Source organism: Pseudomonas sp. Lb2C2 (assembly GCF_052112205.1).
In the GTDB taxonomy this organism is placed as follows: Bacteria; Pseudomonadota; Gammaproteobacteria; order Pseudomonadales; family Pseudomonadaceae; genus Aquipseudomonas; species Aquipseudomonas kilonensis.
The window spans coordinates 906,387-922,416 of the sequence record NZ_JAUTYW010000001.1 but is presented as its reverse complement, the minus strand read 5'-3'; the positions used below and the strand labels follow the sequence as shown (position 1 = coordinate 922,416).

Annotated in this window: 14 protein-coding genes and 1 pseudogene; 5 read left to right on the top strand and 10 right to left on the bottom strand. The window is 61.2% G+C overall.

The genetic code is table 11. The features are described from left to right. Positions 1 to 33: 33 nt before the first annotated feature. The 3 genes from Q7F16_RS03880 to Q7F16_RS03870 form a co-directional block, all read right to left on the bottom strand. A complete protein-coding gene (locus Q7F16_RS03880) occupies positions 34 to 558 on the bottom strand; it encodes an AAA family ATPase (protein WP_409557231.1) in 525 nt (174 codons plus the stop codon). Further along, positions 555 to 1,118 (bottom strand): nicotinamide riboside transporter PnuC, encoded by a 564-nt coding sequence (gene pnuC, locus Q7F16_RS03875; RefSeq protein WP_079303863.1) that lies wholly within the window; start codon positions 1,116 to 1,118, stop codon positions 555 to 557. Before pnuC ends, Q7F16_RS03880 begins: the two co-directional genes overlap by 4 nt. Before the next feature lie 264 nt (positions 1,119 to 1,382). Continuing rightward, positions 1,383 to 3,017 carry a methyl-accepting chemotaxis protein gene (locus tag Q7F16_RS03870; RefSeq protein ID WP_095962193.1) on the bottom strand — a complete coding sequence of 545 codons (1,635 nt, stop codon included), beginning with the start codon at positions 3,015 to 3,017 and terminating at the stop codon, positions 1,383 to 1,385. 273 nt (positions 3,018 to 3,290) lie between these two features. Between Q7F16_RS03870 and Q7F16_RS03865 the strand changes: the two genes are divergently transcribed. Both Q7F16_RS03865 and Q7F16_RS03860 read left to right on the top strand, forming a co-directional pair. Next, positions 3,291 to 4,121 (top strand): undecaprenyl-diphosphate phosphatase, encoded by an 831-nt coding sequence (locus Q7F16_RS03865; RefSeq protein ID WP_079303861.1) that lies wholly within the window; start codon positions 3,291 to 3,293, stop codon positions 4,119 to 4,121. After that, complete coding sequence (locus tag Q7F16_RS03860) at positions 4,118 to 4,537, top strand: DUF1294 domain-containing protein (RefSeq protein ID WP_046065371.1); 420 nt, start codon at positions 4,118 to 4,120, stop codon at positions 4,535 to 4,537. The genes Q7F16_RS03865 and Q7F16_RS03860 overlap by 4 nt, the downstream gene beginning before the upstream one ends. Positions 4,538 to 4,541: 4 nt before the next feature. Here the strand turns inward: Q7F16_RS03860 and Q7F16_RS03855 are convergent, their stop codons facing one another. Then, entirely contained in the window at positions 4,542 to 4,892 is a 351-nt protein-coding gene (locus Q7F16_RS03855) for an MmcQ/YjbR family DNA-binding protein (RefSeq protein WP_013693486.1), read from the bottom strand. After that, complete coding sequence (locus tag Q7F16_RS03850; RefSeq protein ID WP_046065370.1) at positions 4,889 to 5,797, bottom strand: LysR substrate-binding domain-containing protein; 909 nt, start codon at positions 5,795 to 5,797, stop codon at positions 4,889 to 4,891. The genes Q7F16_RS03855 and Q7F16_RS03850 overlap by 4 nt, the downstream gene beginning before the upstream one ends. 129 nt (positions 5,798 to 5,926) lie before the next feature. Between Q7F16_RS03850 and Q7F16_RS03845 the strand changes: the two genes are divergently transcribed. Both Q7F16_RS03845 and Q7F16_RS03840 read left to right on the top strand, forming a co-directional pair. Next, the gene (locus Q7F16_RS03845; protein WP_046065369.1) at positions 5,927 to 6,535 is read left to right on the top strand and encodes an FMN-dependent NADH-azoreductase; all 609 of its coding nucleotides are present in this window, start codon (positions 5,927 to 5,929) and stop codon (positions 6,533 to 6,535) included. Positions 6,536 to 6,719: 184 nt separating this feature from the next. Continuing rightward, a complete protein-coding gene (locus Q7F16_RS03840) occupies positions 6,720 to 7,757 on the top strand; it encodes an alpha/beta hydrolase family protein (RefSeq protein ID WP_046065368.1) in 1,038 nt (345 codons plus the stop codon). Between the two features lie 625 nt (positions 7,758 to 8,382). On the opposite strand, the pseudogene Q7F16_RS03835 reads toward Q7F16_RS03840, so the two are convergent. From Q7F16_RS03835 to Q7F16_RS03825, 3 genes and pseudogenes are all read right to left on the bottom strand, one after another. After that, positions 8,383 to 8,457, bottom strand: a pseudogene (locus Q7F16_RS03835) (nucleoid-structuring protein H-NS); the annotation flags it as partial. Between the two features lie 250 nt (positions 8,458 to 8,707). Continuing rightward, positions 8,708 to 9,901, bottom strand: a complete 1,194-nt coding sequence (locus Q7F16_RS03830) for an MFS transporter (RefSeq protein ID WP_046065366.1) — start codon at positions 9,899 to 9,901, stop codon at positions 8,708 to 8,710. A gap of 237 nt (positions 9,902 to 10,138) precedes the next feature. After that, positions 10,139 to 11,728, bottom strand: coding sequence for an ABC-F family ATPase (locus tag Q7F16_RS03825; protein ID WP_003181279.1), 1,590 nt, complete (start codon positions 11,726 to 11,728; stop codon positions 10,139 to 10,141). Positions 11,729 to 12,131: 403 nt separating this feature from the next. Here Q7F16_RS03825 and lpxO point away from each other — a divergent pair, with 403 nt between their 5' ends. Further along, positions 12,132 to 13,031 carry a lipid A hydroxylase LpxO gene (gene lpxO / locus Q7F16_RS03820; RefSeq protein ID WP_204126700.1) on the top strand — a complete coding sequence of 300 codons (900 nt, stop codon included), beginning with the start codon at positions 12,132 to 12,134 and terminating at the stop codon, positions 13,029 to 13,031. A gap of 16 nt (positions 13,032 to 13,047) precedes the next feature. Here the strand turns inward: lpxO and ligD are convergent, their stop codons facing one another. Together ligD and ku are read right to left on the bottom strand one after the other, a co-directional pair. Then, on the bottom strand, positions 13,048 to 15,015 hold the full coding sequence (ligD, locus tag Q7F16_RS03815) for a DNA ligase D (RefSeq protein WP_409557214.1): 1,968 nt from the start codon (positions 15,013 to 15,015) through the stop codon (positions 13,048 to 13,050). A gap of 32 nt (positions 15,016 to 15,047) precedes the next feature. Continuing rightward, a complete protein-coding gene (ku, locus tag Q7F16_RS03810) occupies positions 15,048 to 15,938 on the bottom strand; it encodes a non-homologous end joining protein Ku (protein ID WP_046065364.1) in 891 nt (296 codons plus the stop codon). Between the last annotated feature and the right edge of the window lie 92 nt (positions 15,939 to 16,030).

Here is a 16,030-nt window from a genome sequence, read left to right as displayed (position 1 = left end):
GTGTTTCAGCAATGGAACAGATCACTCTTGTGGTCAGGCTTCAAGCAGGCGGGCAACGGCGGCGAACACTTGCTGCTGGCGTTGCGCCCAATCACCTTCAATGACCTGGAACGGTTGCCGATGTCCGCTCAGCCAAGCTTCGATCGCCTGAAAAAACGCCAGCCGTTCTGCCAGCTCGGGCTGGCAACGCAAACCGTCGCCGGTCCATTCGACCTGCTCGGGGCTCAGCAGCAGGTGCAGGTCATAATGACGGGTCAGCAGAGCCGGCTCGAGCCAGTCCGGGCAGTCGTCGAACAGGGTCTGGCTCCAGAGGATGTTGCTCAACAGGTGCGTGTCGAGGATCAACAGCGCCGGACGGCGGGCACGGGCCTGATCTTCCCAGGCCAGTTGGCCGGAGGCGATGTCGGTGATGTCGGCCAGGCAGGTATCGCGCCGGGTCTGTTCCATGAAGTGGCGCACGTACTCATCCACCCGTACGCCACCAAAGTGTTCCTGCAATTGCGCCGCCAGCCAACTCTTGCCGCTGGATTCCGGGCCAGTCAGGACCACCACCTTCATGCGCGCAGGGCCGGGTCGGCGCGCCATTCTCGCCAGCCTTGCACGGCCAGGAGGGTGAACAGGGCGTAGAGCGCGGCGGTCAGGTGCAGGCCCTTGTAGATGAACAGGCCGACGAAGATCACGTCCAGGACGATCCACAGCGGCCAGCATTGCACGCGTTTTTGCGCCATCCACCACTGGGCGACGAGGCTGAAACCGGTGAGCGCGGCATCGAGCCAGGGCTGGGCGGCATCGGTCCAGTGAGCCATGGCGGCGCCCAACAGCAGGCTGCCTGCCGCGCCGATGGCCAGGCCGAGCAACACCGACGGCCCGCCGAGGCGGCTGACCTGGCGTCCATCATGATTGTTCCCGGCTCGGGTCCATTGCCACCAACCGTAGAGTTGCAGCACCGCGTAGACAACCTGCAGCAGCATGTCCGAGTACAACTTCACCTCGAAAAAAATCCAGCTGTACAGCAACACCATGACCAGGCCGATCGGCCAGCACCAGGGGTTCTGCTTGACGGTCAACCAGACAGCGATCACGCCGAGGGCTGCGGCAAACAGTTCAAGCCCGGACATGGCGGTTCCTTGGGGGAGTAGAAGAGGGCGGCGATTGTAAACGCTATGGCGTGGGCAGCTCCAATACCAATGTTGAATGTACCGTCGCTATCGCGAGCAAGCTCGCTCCCACAAGGGGATTGCGGTGAACACCAATTCGGAGACCAACACAGACCAATGTGGGAGCGAGCTTGCTCGCGATGGCGGAGGGTCAGCTTGCATCAGTGCTGAATGTGCTACCGCTATCGCGAGCAAGCTCGCTCCCACAGGGTGGTCTACCGATCTTTAGACCCGGAACTGCTTGAGCAACCCGTTCAACTCTTCACTCAATGCCTTGAGGCGGGTGCTTGCCTGGCTGGATTGTTCGGCGGCCATGGCGGTGCTGTGGGACAGTCCGGCGGCCTGGGTGACGTTCTGGTTGATGTCTTCCACCACATGGGCCTGTTGCAACGTGGCACTGGCGATGGAGGCGTTCAGGCTGTTGAGGTTGCGCAGGGCCTGGCCGATGGCGTTGAGGCTGGCACCGGCCAGGCCGGCCTGTTCGATGGTCAGTTGCGAGGCGCGGCTGCTGTCGCTGATGACTTTCACGGCGGCTTCGGAATGGGTTTGCAGGCGCTCGATCATCGCCTGGATCTCTGCGGTGGACTTCTGTGTACGCTGGGCCAGCAGCCGCACTTCATCGGCGACCACCGCAAAGCCCCGGCCTTGTTCGCCGGCGCGGGCGGCTTCGATCGCGGCGTTGAGGGCCAGCAGGTTGGTCTGCTCGGCAATGGAGCGAATCACCTCCAGCACGCTGCCAATCTGGGTGCTTTCACTGGCCAGGGTGCGGATCACTTCCACCGCCTGGTCGATGGTCTGGGACAGGCGGTCGATCTGCTGCAAGCTGCCATCGATGTTGACCTGGCCTTGCTGGGCCTGGGATTCGGCGTCGCGCATCTCGCTGGCCGCGTGCTCGGCGTTCTTGGCCACGTCCTGCACGCCATAGGTCACTTCATTGATCGCGGTCGCCACCAGTTCCATTTGTTGCGACTGCTGCTGGCTGCGTTCCTGGGCCTGGGCGGCGTCGTTGCCCAATTCACTGGAGGACTGCCCCAGCGCGCTGGCCGAAGCTTGCAGTTGGGTCACCACTTGCCGCAGCTTGGCGGTAAAGGCGTTGAAATGCCGCGCCAGTTGGGTGACTTCGTCCTGGCCGTGGGTGTCGAGGGTGCGGGTCAGGTCACTTTCGCCGCTGGCGATATTGGCCATGGCGTTGACCGTTTCCTGCAGCGGGCCGACGATGCTGCGCACAATCAGGGTCAACAGCAGGCCCATGAGCAGGGTGATAATCAGGCCGACCACCGAGGCCTTGATCACTTGGGACTGGAACTCGGCCTGGACGTCATCGATGTAAACGCCCGAACCGATGATCCAACCCCAGGGTTCGAACAATTGGACGTAGGAGGTCTTGCCCACCGGCGCCTCGGCGCCTGGCTTCGGCCAGAGGTAGTTGATCATGCCGGCGCCCTTGGACTTGGCGATGGCAACCATCTCGTTGAACAACGCATAACCGTTCGGGTCACGGATCGCCGAGAGGTTCTGGCCTTCAAGCTTCGGGTTGGTCGGGTGCATGACCATGACCGGCGTCAGGTCGTTGATCCAGAAATAGTCACTCTGGTTATAGCGCAGGCCACGCACGGCGCTGAGGGCCTGCTTTTGCGCGGCGTCGCGGGTCAAGGTGCCAGCGGTTTCCAGGCCATGGTAGTAGGTCAGCACACCGCTGGCGGTCTGCACCACATGCTGGGTTTTCTGCACCTTGGCTTGGTAGAGGTCGGTGTGGATCTGTTTAAGCATCAACGCGCCGAGCGTGAACAACATCACGACGGCCACGACCAGGATGAGCCACAAGCGTCGGCTGATCGACACACTGCGCAAGCTATTCATACGCTGTCACTCCGGTTTTTTATTCTTGTCATATCGACGGCCGGCACTGTAGCGCCCGGCCGCTATCGGTCATTGACCTGAGTCACAACGCGGCAGCGTTATCAGGGCTTGTCTGATAGGATTTCGGCCCCGCAGCGCAAAACCTGAGCCTGTTCTGATTTTTCATTGGTTTTTTTTGACAGGTCACGGTTATCGTGCACCCGCCGCGGGGTACCTGCATGACACTTGAATATTGATAAGACCTGCATGAACAGCGTCTTTTTTGGGGGATGAATGGATTTGTGGACCGCCTTTTCGGCACTGATTCTTGGCGTAGTAGAAGGCTTGACGGAGTTTCTGCCGATTTCCAGCACGGGGCACCAGATCATTGTCGCCGACTTGCTTGAGTTCGGTGGCGAACGTGCGATGGCGTTCAACATTATCATCCAGCTCGGCGCGATCCTGGCGGTGGTCTGGGAGTTCCGGCGCAAGATCTTCGACGTGGTGCTGGGGCTGCCGACGCAACCTAGCGCCCGACGGTTTACCGCCAACCTGCTGATCGCCTTCCTGCCTGCCGTGGTCTTGGGTGTGCTGTTCGCCGACTGGATCCACCACTACCTGTTCAACCCGATCACGGTGGCCGCCGCGCTGGTGGTGGGCGGCCTGGTGATGCTCTGGGCCGAAAAACGCCAGCACCAGGTGCACGCCGAAACGGTGGACGAGATCTCCTGGAAGGATGCACTGAAGGTCGGCCTGGCCCAATGCATTGCGATGATCCCAGGTACCTCCCGTTCCGGTGCGACCATCATCGGTGGCCTGCTGTTCGGGCTGTCGCGTAAAACCGCTACCGAGTTTTCGTTCTTCCTGGCGATGCCGACCATGGTCGGTGCGGCGGTCTACTCGGGCTACAAATACCGTGAGTTGTTCGTCCCGGCGGATTTCCCGGTGTTCGCCATTGGCTTCGTCACGGCGTTCATTTTCGCCATGATTGCGGTCAAGGGCCTGCTGCGATTCATCGCCAGTCACAGCTACGCTGTGTTCGCCTGGTATCGAATCGCCTTCGGCCTGTTGATCCTGGCAACCTGGCAATTCGGCTGGGTGGACTGGACCGCTGCCCAGTCATGAACGAGTCAGGCAAGCGCAAACGCGCCGGACGTAATGTCGACGGCGCCGTGCAGCACCTGCGGTTCAAACTGATGGTGTTTGCACTGCTCTGTGCCTTGCCGTTGTTCGGTGCGCTGCTGTTCGGACTACGGGCGGTGTCGTGGGTGCCGATGGTGGCCTATGGCGTCGTCAGCGTGGTGGCATTCCTGCTGTACTGGGGCGACAAGCGCAAGGCTCGCGCCGACGCCTGGCGCACCCCGGAGAATGTGTTGCATGCGGTGGAACTGGCCGGCGGTTGGCCCGGAGCCTTGCTGGCCCAGCAGCTGTTTCGCCATAAGACCCGCAAAGTGTCGTTTCAGGTGGTGTTCTGGTTCATCGTGCTGCTGCACCAGGTGTTCTGGATCGACCAGTTGTTCCTGGGCAGCTATCTGTTCTGAATGGCTAGAGCAACAAGCCTACCTGCGTGCGCTTGGGCAATTTGCTGACCACCAATTGGTGTGAGCGTTGCAGCAGGCCACGCAGCTCTTCGGCGCCCAGCGGGTAGGGCACTTGCATGATGACCCACTGGGCCCGCGCCAGGTAAGGCGCCGGGTGAATGCCCGGCCGGTCGCAGTGCCCCAGGAACAGGTCCTTGTCGACCTTGAACGCCAACGAGTCACCTCGCAGGCCCTGCAGGGCGAACATCTTGTTCCCGGCAATGGAAAACACCCGCACGCCGCCCCATTTGTAGTCCTCCCTGGCGCCGGGCAGGCCCAGGCAAAACTGCGCGACATCCTCTTCGCTCAACCTCATAGCGTTCTATCTCCACAGCCCTCGAAGGCTTCCACCAAATGATCGATCCATGCGCGCACCGCTGGCAGCATACCGCGCCGATGCGGGTAGACCGCCTGGAGCCAGCCATCGGGCGACGACCATCCAGGCAACAGTTCCACCAGTGTGCCGTCCTGCAATTCCTGCTCGCAATACATGCTCGGCAATAAAGTGAAGCCCAGGCCGGCGAGGGTGCAGGCCCGGCGCACGATGAAGTCGTCAATGCCCAGGCGGGCTTCCAGGCTCAGTTCCACACGCTGCCCATCGGCGTTGACCAAGCGCAGGTGCACTTGGCGATCAGCTTCCAATGCCCCGAGCACCGGCAACTGTTTGAGATCGTCCGGGGTTTCGATCCGCCGCCCTTCGACAAAGGCCGGGCTGGCGACCATCATCAGCCGCGCCTGGCGCAGACGTCGGGTCATCAGCAAGGGGTCCTCGTCCCCCAGGTCACGCACGCGCAACGCCACGTCGATGCCTTCGCCGATCAGGTCCACCCGCCGGTTGAGCAGGGTCATGTCCAGTTGCACCAAGGGGTATTTCACCAGGAAGGTTTCGATCACCACCGGCAGGAACTGGTGGGCCAGCCCTACCGGACTCGATACCCGCAATCGGCCACGGGGTTCGCTGGACATGCTCGCCACCGCTTCGTCGGCCATCTCGGCCTCCAGCAACATGGCCTGGCAGTGGCGCAGATAACGTTCGCCGACCGCCGTCAATTTCAACTGGCGGGTGGTGCGCTGGAGTAATCGGGCGCCGAGGCGTTCTTCCAGCTCGGCGATACGCCGCGACAAGCGCGACTTGGGAATGCCCAGCAACCGTCCGGCCGCCGCGAAACCGCCGGCTTCGACGACTTTGGCGAAGTAGTACAAGTCATTGAGGTCTTGCATGTCGAGCTCGATTGTCCTGTCAGTGGGACAAACTATCGCATTTATGCCGACTTATCGATCATTGGCTTCATCGATAGGATTGTCGCCAATTGATCGCCCGGTTGCGGTCCTCACTTGGAGAGCACTGACATGAAACTGCTGCACATCGATTCGAGCATCCTCGGCGACCACTCTGCTTCCCGCCAATTGAGCCGTGAAGTGGTTGAAGCCTGGAAAGCTGCCGAGCCAGGCATCACGGTGACCTACCGTGATCTGGCCGCTGATGCCATCAGCCATTTTTCCGCCCAGACCCTGGTTGCCGCCGGTACCAGCGCCGAATTGCGCGACGCCGCGCTCAAGTACGAAGCTGACCTGAGCGCCGAGACGATGGCAGAATTCCAAGCGGCGGACGCGCTGGTCATCGCAGCCCCCATGTACAACTTCAGCATTCCGACCCAGCTCAAGGCCTGGATCGACCGCATTGCCGTGGCTGGCCAGACGTTCCGCTACACCGAAGCCGGGTTCGAAGGGCTGTGCGGCGGCAAGAAACTGGTGATCGTTTCCACCGCGGGCGGCTTGCATGCCGGCCAGCCGAGTGGCGCAGGCCATGAGGAATACCTGAAAGTGATGTTCGGTTTCCTGGGCATCACCGATATCGAATTCGTCCGTGCAGAAGGGCTTGCCAAGGGCGACGACATGCGTTCCAAAGGCATGAACGAAGCCCAGGCGCAGATCGGCGAACAGTTCGCCGCTGCGTAAGGCTTGCGTAAAGGCACCGAGTGATTCGGGCAACCTTCGTAAAACCCTGTATTCTCGTCGTTATTGGATGGCCGGGATGCAGGGTTTTGCTGCATTCGGCGCCGGGCTTTATGGCGCAGCTTATGCACGGCCAAGATGGCGAGCGACGGGGCCTTCCCGTGCGCTGGTGAAGGTGGACGATTCGATGATACGTTTTGGTGCAGCGTTGTTGCTTTGCTTGTTTGCCAGCGTTGGTTCAGTGCAGGCCGCACCGGGGCCGCATCCGCATTGGAGCGCCGGTTTCCATGAGCTGAGTTTTCTCGATCCGCTGGATCAGCAGCCGATGCGCGCCATCGCCTTTTATCCGTCCACCGACCGGGAACAGTCCAGCCTGCTGGCTGGCTACCAGATCGATGCCGCACCAGACGCCCAGATCGCCATCGGCCGCTTTCCGCTGCTGATGTTGTCCCATGGCAATACCGGTACGCCGCTGGCCCTGCATGACCTGGCCACCGCCCTGGCGCGCAAGGGGTTTGTCGTCGTGGCGGTGATTCATCCCGGCGACAACAGCCAGGATCACAGTCGGCTTGGCACCCTGAGCAACCTGTACGGGCGGCCGATCCAGATTTCCGAAGCCATCACCGCCACGCTCAATGACCCGATGCTCTCGCCGTTCGTCAACGCCGGGCAGGTTGGGGTGATCGGCTATTCGGCTGGCGGCGAAACCGCGCTGATCCTGTCGGGTGCGACGCCGGACCTCAATCGCCTGCGCCGTTACTGCGTGGAGCGACCGGATGACCGAGACGCCTGCAATACCCAAGGCGAACTGATCGCCGACCGCGATGACCTGCAACCGGTGGCCGACCCCAGGGTCCGGGCATTGCTGTTGATGGCGCCATTGAGCCTGAAGTTCGGTCGACATACCCTGGCTGATGTTCATGTGCCGGTGCTGCTGTACAGCGGCGATGGCGACAAACTGGTGGCCTTCGACAAGAACGCCGCCGCTCTGGCCCGCAAGCTGCCCACCGCACCGGATTTCAAGACCCTGGCCGGCGCGGGGCACTTTGTCTTCATGGCGCCGTGTACCGACGAGCAGGTCGCTGCGATGCCGGCGCTTTGCACGGATGCTGACGGGGTCGACCGCAAGGATATCCACCGCACCATGATCTCCGAGGCCAGTCGCTTCTTTGGCGAGGCCTTGGGCAAGCCGACCCGGGCGGGGATGAGGACGGCTGATCAATAGAGAGGCATGGTTTTACGTAAGGATGGTGTGTATATCCATTGCTGCGGTAACGGCTGCTTAGGGTTCCGCCCTGACGGCGGGTCACTTTCGAAAAGCCCGGAAGCCGGCCCAGTCGAAAGTAACCAAAGCGCTTCTGCCCCACCACTCGGTGCCTCGCTTAGGCTCGGCATGCCTTCACTCCGGCATTGGTTCGTGGGCCGCCGCGAAGGGCCATCCATGGCCCCGCGCGGCTAACCCGGCATCCATGCCGGGTTGCCCACGAACCAATGCCTGCGTTCAGCCATCGTGGTTAACGGGGCGCCCGAGATCAACGTCCACCGCGAGGCGGCCTAACAGCCGACCTGGTTCTTGATGGGACCGCGTTTCTCCTGTGGGAGCGAGCTTGCTCGCGATGGCGATGTGTCCGGTTGCGGCGATGTTGGATGTGCCGGCCTCATCGCGAGCAAGCTCGCTCCCACAGGTTTTGCGGTGTACATGGATTTTGTGTCTGCTGAAGATCCAATGTGGGAGCGAGCTTGCTCGCGATAGCGGTGGCTCAGCCACATAGAATACCGGCATGTACCTCGCTCTTGCTCTCGCTTTGGATCTTGCTCTTGCTTTGGATCTTGATCTGAACGCCCCGTTAAACCACGCTGGCCGAACGCAGGCCTTGCGCAGTGGGCACCTCGGCATGGATGCCGAGGTAGCCGCGCTGGGCCATGGATGGCCCTTCGCGGCGGCCCACGGAGCAACGCCTTCGTTCGGGCACACCGAGCCTAGGCGAGGTGCCAAGTGGTGGGGCATGAGCGTTTTGCTTACTTTTGACTGGGCCGGCTCCCGGGCTTTTCAAAAGTGAGCCGCCGTCAGGGCGGAACCCTAAGCGGCCGTTACCGCAGAAACGGATATACACACCAGAGCAGGTAAATACCGGACCTTCTCAAAACAAAAAACAGCAGTGAACAGTATGACGATCAATAAGGTGCGCTTACGGCTCGGCGACGCAGTAGCAAAGTCAGGCCCAGTCCAGTGACGGACAACAAGGCAGCACAGAAGAAAATCGACGAATAACCCATGTTCAGCGCCACCGCCCCCATCAGCGGACCGGCAATCGCCAGCGCCAGGTCAAAGAACACCGCATAAGCGCTCAAACCGGCACCCCGACTGGTGTTCGGCACCTGCTTGATGGCCTCCACCCCCAGCGCCGGGTATACCAGCGACAGCCCGAAGCCGGCCAGCCCGGCACCGACCAGGGCGAACGGGGTGGACGGTGCCAGCCACAGCAATACCAGACCGAGGGTTTCGATGCTCATGCAGGCAATGGCCGAGTTGAAGCCACCGAAGCGGGCGATGCTGGAAATGAACAACAACCGCGCCAGGATGAAGCAAATACCGAACACCGTCAGGCACCAGGCTGCGCCGGTCCAGCCGCGACTGACATAAAACAAGGTGATGAACGTGGTGAGCGTGCCGTAGCCGATCGACGCCAGGCTCAGGCCCGCCCCGTACGGCGCAATGCGCCCAAACACTGCCCAGAAAGGCAAGCGCTCGCCGCGAATGACCGGTACCGACGGCTTGTTGCGAATCATCAACAGCGCAGCGCCCGCCAGCAACGACAAGGCAACGCCCAGGCTGGCGAAACCCAGTTCACCGACCATCACCACCCCCAATGGGGCGCCGATGGCAATGGCTCCGTACGAGGCGATGCCATTCCAGGAAATCGAGCGGGCCGTGTGCTCCACACCCACCTGGCCCATGCACCAACTGATGGTACCCACGCCAATCAGCCCTTGGGCCACGCCGAGCAGCAGACGGCCGGCAATCAGGATCAGCAGGCTGGGCAGGGGAAAGCTTTGCAGCAAGGTCGAGAGCAGCGTCAGCACGCCGCTGAGCACAATCCCCGACAGCCCGTAGACGATGGCCCGCTTGGTGCCGACGCTGTCCGACAACCGCCCAGCCATGGGGCGGCTGAGCAGGGTCGCCAGGTACTGTGAACCGATGGTCAACCCGGCCACCACCGCGCTGAAGCCCAGTTGTTCGTGGACATAACCCGGCAGCACGGCAATGGGCAGGCCGATGCAGAGAAAGGCGATGAAGGTGTAGAAAACGATGGAGACGATCTGCAGGGTGATCGACAGGGAGCTGGAGGCAGGTGAGGGCGTGGGCATAGGGCTCGTTCGCGGGCAGCGGTAAGAGAGCCTCATCATGGCGCGAGGAGGGGATAAAAGAAAGCAGGCTAACTAAATGTGCTTGGGGGCTGGGTGTTCAGTTTGGATTGAGGGTAAATGTACCGGCCTCATCGCGAGCAAGCTTTGCTCCCACAGGGGATTGACCTTTGGGATACAAAAAAGCCCTGTCACAGTGGACAGGGCTTTGCTTTTGCAGCGAACAGCCAAGGGCCGTCCTTAGAACACCACACCCTGGCTGCGCAGGTAATCGTCATAGGTGCCGCTGAAGTCGACCACGCCATCGGCGCTCAGCTCGATGATGCGGGTGGCCAGGGACGAGACGAACTCACGGTCATGGCTGACGAAGATCAGCGTGCCCGGGTAGTTTTCCAGTGCCAGGTTCAGCGCTTCGATCGATTCCATGTCCAAGTGGTTGGTCGGTTCGTCCATCACCAGCACGTTCGGCTTTTGCAGGATCAGCTTGCCGAACAGCATGCGGCCTTGCTCACCACCGGAAATGACCTTGACCGACTTGAGGATCTCGTCGTTGGAAAACAGCATGCGGCCCAAGGTGCCACGAACCAGTTGTTCGCCGCCCTGGGTCCATTGGCCCATCCAGTCGAACAGGTTGACGTCGTCTTCGAAGTCATGGGCATGGTCCTGGGCGTAGTAGCCCAATTCCGCGGCGTCGGTCCATTTCACGGTACCGGCATCGGGTTCCAGTTCATTGACCAGGGTGCGCAGCAAGGTGGTCTTGCCGATACCGTTCGGGCCAATGATCGCCACGCGCTCACCGGCTTCGACGGTGAAACTGAAGTCCTTGAACAGCGGCTTGCCGTCAAACCCTTTGGCCATGCGCTCGACAATGACCGCCTGGCGGTGCAGTTTCTTGGTCTGTTCGAAGCGAATGAACGGGCTGACGCGGCTCGATGGCTTGACCTCGGCCAGTTGGATCTTGTCGATCTGCTTGGCGCGGGAGGTGGCCTGCTTGGCTTTCGAGGCGTTGGCCGAGAAACGGCTGACGAACGATTGCAGCTCGGAAATCTGCGCTTTCTTCTTGGCGTTGTCCGACAGCAATTGCTCGCGGGACTGGGTCGCCACGGTCATGTACTCGTCGTAGTTGCCCGGGAACAGGCGCAGCTCGCCGTAGTCCAGGTCCGCCATGTGGGTGCAGACGCTGTTCAGGAAGTGACGGTCGTGGGAGATGATGATCATCAGGCTCGAGCGCTGGGTCAGCACGTTTTCCAGCCAGCGGATGGTGTTGATATCCAGGTGGTTGGTCGGTTCGTCGAGCAGCAGCACTTCCGGGTCGGAGAACAGCGCCTGGGCCAGCAGCACACGCAGCTTCCAGCCTGGCGACACTTCGCTCATCGGGCCGAAATGCTGTTCGATGCCAATCCCCAGGCCCAACAGCAGTTCACCGGCACGGGATTCGGCGGTGTAGCCGTCCATCTCGGCAAATTCGGTTTCCAGCTCGGCCACGGCCATGCCGTCTTCTTCGGTCATTTCCGGCAGCGAATAGATGCGATCGCGCTCGGCCTTGACCTTCCACAGCTCTTCGTGACCCATGATCACGGTGTCGATCACGGTGAATTCTTCGTAGGCGAACTGGTCCTGGCGCAGTTTACCCAGGCGCACGTTCGGCTCGAGCATGACCTGGCCGCCAGACGGCTCAAGGTCGCCGCCGAGGATTTTCATGAAGGTCGACTTGCCGCAACCGTTGGCGCCGATCAGACCGTAGCGGTTACCCGCGCCGAATTTGACAGAGACGTTTTCGAACAGTGGCTTGGCGCCGAACTGCATCGTGATGTTAGCTGTAGAGATCAAAGGTTTATCCTGCGGAACATTCAGAGTAGCTAAGGGTGCGGCAGTACCTGTTCAGTACCTGTTTGCGCACGTCCCGACTGCCCAAAGGCGTCGCGGTCGCAAGCGCAAGGGTCCATCCGGCATAAGAGGACAGCAGCATACGGAGCGCCTGGCCCGGTAGACGTGCGCCGAAGCCGTGGTTTGCGGTATCGGCCAAAGGGGGCGCGTAATAGTTGGCGGCGATTGTACTGATCTGGCCGCATAAACGATAGGGGATTGCCTGGGCAAGACAGTTTTTCACAATTGAAGGATAACTTTCGGTTACAAACTGTGGCTAGAATGCCATCTCACCCGATGCCATCTCCCTTGCCGCTTGGCTGGCCCGGGAAAGCAACCTGTTCACTCCTGCATTGTGACGGTTTCCGTGAAGCTCATCATTGTTGCGATCTACATGTTCTCCATTGGCTATGTTCATCTGCGCGGGCGGGTGCGGCATAAGATCGGACGCCAGTTGAGCGATCATTCGTCGTTTCTCGCACCGATCAATTGCCTGCTTTACCTGTGCTCGAAACTGCCCAACAGGCCGTTCCTGAGCCCGGCGCAGTTCCCGGACCTGAGCCCGTTGCAGGCCCACTGGGAAGAGATCCGGGCCGAAGGCCAGAACCTGCTGCACGCAGGGGAGATCAAGCGTTCCAATCAATACGACGACGTGGGCTTCAACTCGTTCTTCAAGACCGGTTGGAAGCGTTTCTACCTGAAGTGGTACGGCGACAGCCATCCTTCGGCCATGAAACTGTGCCCACGCACCACCGAACTGGTGCAGAGCATCGGTTCGATCAAGGCGGCGATGTTTGCCGAGTTGCCGCCGGGCTCGAAGCTGGTCCGGCACCGCGACCCATATGCCGGGTCCTATCGGTATCACCTGGGCCTGGAAACGCCCAACGATGCCGGTTGCTACATCAATGTCGATGGCGAGCCTTATCATTGGCGCGATGGCGAGGCGGTGATCTTCGACGAAACGTTTATTCATTACGCCCAGAACACCACCGACCATAACCGCATCATCCTGTTCTGCGACGTGGAGCGGCCCATGAAGTTTCGCTGGGCTAGCGCGTTCAACCGCTGGTTCAGCCGCACCGTGATGGCGGCGGCGGGTGCGCCCAACGACGCGGGTGACAGGACGGGCGGCCTGAACCGGGCGTTCTCCAGGCTCTACAAGATCCGCTTGCAAGGCAAGGCCCTGAAGAAACGCAACCGCACGCTGTATTACCTGCAGAAGTGGGCTTTTTTCGGTGGTTTGCTGGCGATCTTTGTCTGGATTTGAACACCGGATTTACCCCTCATGCCTCGGGTTTTTGCGCATCCAGCTGCGCCCACATCCTGGCCGTGATCCGCTGGCGGTGGTTGTAGCCTTCCCAGGGATCGGCACCCAAGCCCTTGGCCCGTTCCAGGGCGGTATAGATGTCCCATTGCTGGGCGTTGCGCAGGGTCTGCAGTTCGGCCCGGGCAATCGGCACCGAGACCGGTAGGCCTGGCCTGGCGCGTACTGAGTAGGCGGCCACCGTGCTGGCCCCGCGGGCGTTGCGCAGGTAGTCGACGAATATTTTCCCGACGCGGTTCTTCGGTCCCATGGTGGCGGTGATGCGCTCTGGCATTTGCCGGGTCAGGAACTGCGAGATGGCCTTGGCGAACGCCTTGGTGGTGTCCCAACCCTCACTTCTCGCCAAGGGCACGATCACGTGCATGCCTTTGCCACCGCTGGTCTTGAGAAAAGCCTGCAAACCCAACTCGTCGAGCACCGTCAAGGTCATGTGGGTCGCCTCGATCATGGCGCGCCAGGGCAGCGAAGGGTCCGGGTCCAGGTCCAGGACAAACATATCGGGCGTCTCGATTCGGTCGTGGGTCGCGGTCCAGGTGTGCAGTTCCACCGTGCCCATCTGCGCCGCGCTGACCAGGGCGTGGATGTCATCGATTTCCATCAGCGCCGCATGGCCTGGGTCCAGGCGAGGATCCAGCTGCTTGATGTGGGGAATGTCCAGGCGATCGGCGTGTTTTTGGAAGAACTGCTCTTCGCCGATACCGTCCGGTGCCCGCAGCAGCGCGACCGGCCGCTGCTTGAGGTGCGGCAGGATCCACGGGGCGATGTCCAGGTAATACTGCGCCAGTTCAGCCTTTTGCACGCCGCTGACACTGTCGATGACCCGATCGGGGTGGGTAATCGTCACGCCGTCGACCTTGGCCGCGCGGGCTTTGCTGCCACGCTTGGGGTCTGGCGTCGTGGGCTTTATCGGCAGGGGCTGCTCGCGAACAACTTTGTTGGCCGGCATATTGGTCGGCGAGCCCAGGAAAATAGCCTGCCGCACCTGGTTATCGCGGGTCCATTCAGTGAACTCGACCTCGCAGGTCTGGTCAGGTTCGACCCATTGCACGCCGCGCTCCTGCACACCGTTGAGTGGCAAAGCCAGTGGCGACGTCTCGCGCTGCTGCGCGCACAATTGCGCATGTAATTGTTTGATTTGCGCCTGGCTGAACCCTGTGCCGACCCGACCGGCGTACACCAGCCCCGACGGCCCGTTGACCGCCAGCAACAGCGCGCCGAAACCGCTGCGCTTGCCTTGGGGGCGGGTGAACCCGACGATGACGAGGGCTTGGCGTAACCGGCACTTGAGCTTTACCCAATCGGCGCTTCGCCGGGACATATAAGGGCTGCCCAGGCGCTTGCCGACCACGCTGTCCAGGGAGAGCGCGATAGCGCTTTCGAACATGTCGTGCTGGCTTGCGGAAAACGACTCGGAAAAGCGCAGACGCTTGCTGGCGTTGTTGCCAAGGGCTTTTTTCAGGGCTGCACGGCGTTCTTCCACCGGTGCCTGACGCAGGTCGACACCATTGAGGAAGGGCGCATCGAACAGGAAATACACCATGTCGACGGTGCGGCTGATGTCGAAGGCCTGGCGCAGGGCCGCGAAATCGGACTGGCCGGCATCATCGAGTAGAACCAGTTCACCGTCGAGCCAACTGTCCCCCAGGTTCAACCCGGCCAGGGCGTCGGCATGCAGCTTCAACCGCTCGGTCCAATCCTGGTGATTGCGATTGAACAAGCGGACTTCGCCACGCTCGATGCGGGTCAGCAGCCGATATCCGTGGAATTGGACTTCATAGCGCCATTCGCCGGTAGGCGGTTCTTCCACGGGCGTGGCCAATTGCGGCGACAGGCGCTCAGGCAGGCGGTTTTGAGGCGCCTTGCGGGCCGTCGTAGCGTCCGACTTGGCGTTGGACAAGCGAGCAGATTCACTCTCGGCGTTGGCCATGACAGATTCCCTTGTATTGCACACGCCAGGGTTTACCCCCGGGAGGCCTTGGTGGCTTTTTTGGCAGGAGCGGATTTGCGGCTTTTCGCAGGTTTTGCAGGGGCTTTCCCGGCGGATTTGTCGGTGACCTTGCCCTTGCTGCCCAGGCTGCGCTTGAGCAACTCGGTAAGGTCGATGACATCGGCGGTCTTGCGTTGTTCTTCGCCCGGGTCGGTCTCCACCGCTTCGAGACGGCCTTCATTGGCCTTTTTCTCCACCAGTTCCATGATTTTGTCTTCGAAACTGTCCCGGTATTCTTGCGGCTCCCAGTCGGCGCTCATGTCTTCCACCAGACGCTTGGCCATTTCCAGCTCGCCCTTGGCCAGGGTCGGGTTCGTCACCTCGTCGCCTAACTCGAGGACATCAAGGTCGCGCACCTCCGCGGGCCAGCGCAGCATCACCAGTACCAGCGCCGATTCAAGGGGCATGAGCGCCGCCAGGTGCTGGCGGGTATGCAGCACGACGTGGGCCAGGGCGACCTTGTGGGTCTTGACCAGGGTTTCGCGCAGCAGGGCATAGACTTTGCCCCCGCGTTTGTCGGGGGCGAGAAAGTAAGGCGTGTCGATGTTTTGCAACGGGATCTTCTCGCTATCGACAAAGGCAAAGATATCGATGGTCTGGGTGGACTTGGGGTGGGCGGAGCGAATTTCCTCTTCGCTGAGCAGCACGTATTGACCCTTCTGGTACTGGACGCCCTTGACGATGTCTTCCTTGGTCACTTCCTTGCCCGTGGCCTTGTTGACCCGCTTGTAGCCCACCGGGTCCATGCTGCGCTTGTCCAGCCAGTCAAAATCCACGCCCTGGGAAGAGGTGGCCGACACCAGCGCGACAGGAATGTGGACCAGTCCGAAACTGATTGCGCCTTTCCAGATTGCCCGTGCCATGGTGGTGTTTTCCTTGCCGGTGAATGTCTTTCTGGTGACCTTCGCGCCTTGGGAAAAGTTTCCATTGTGGGAGCGAGCTTGGAGATTCTTGG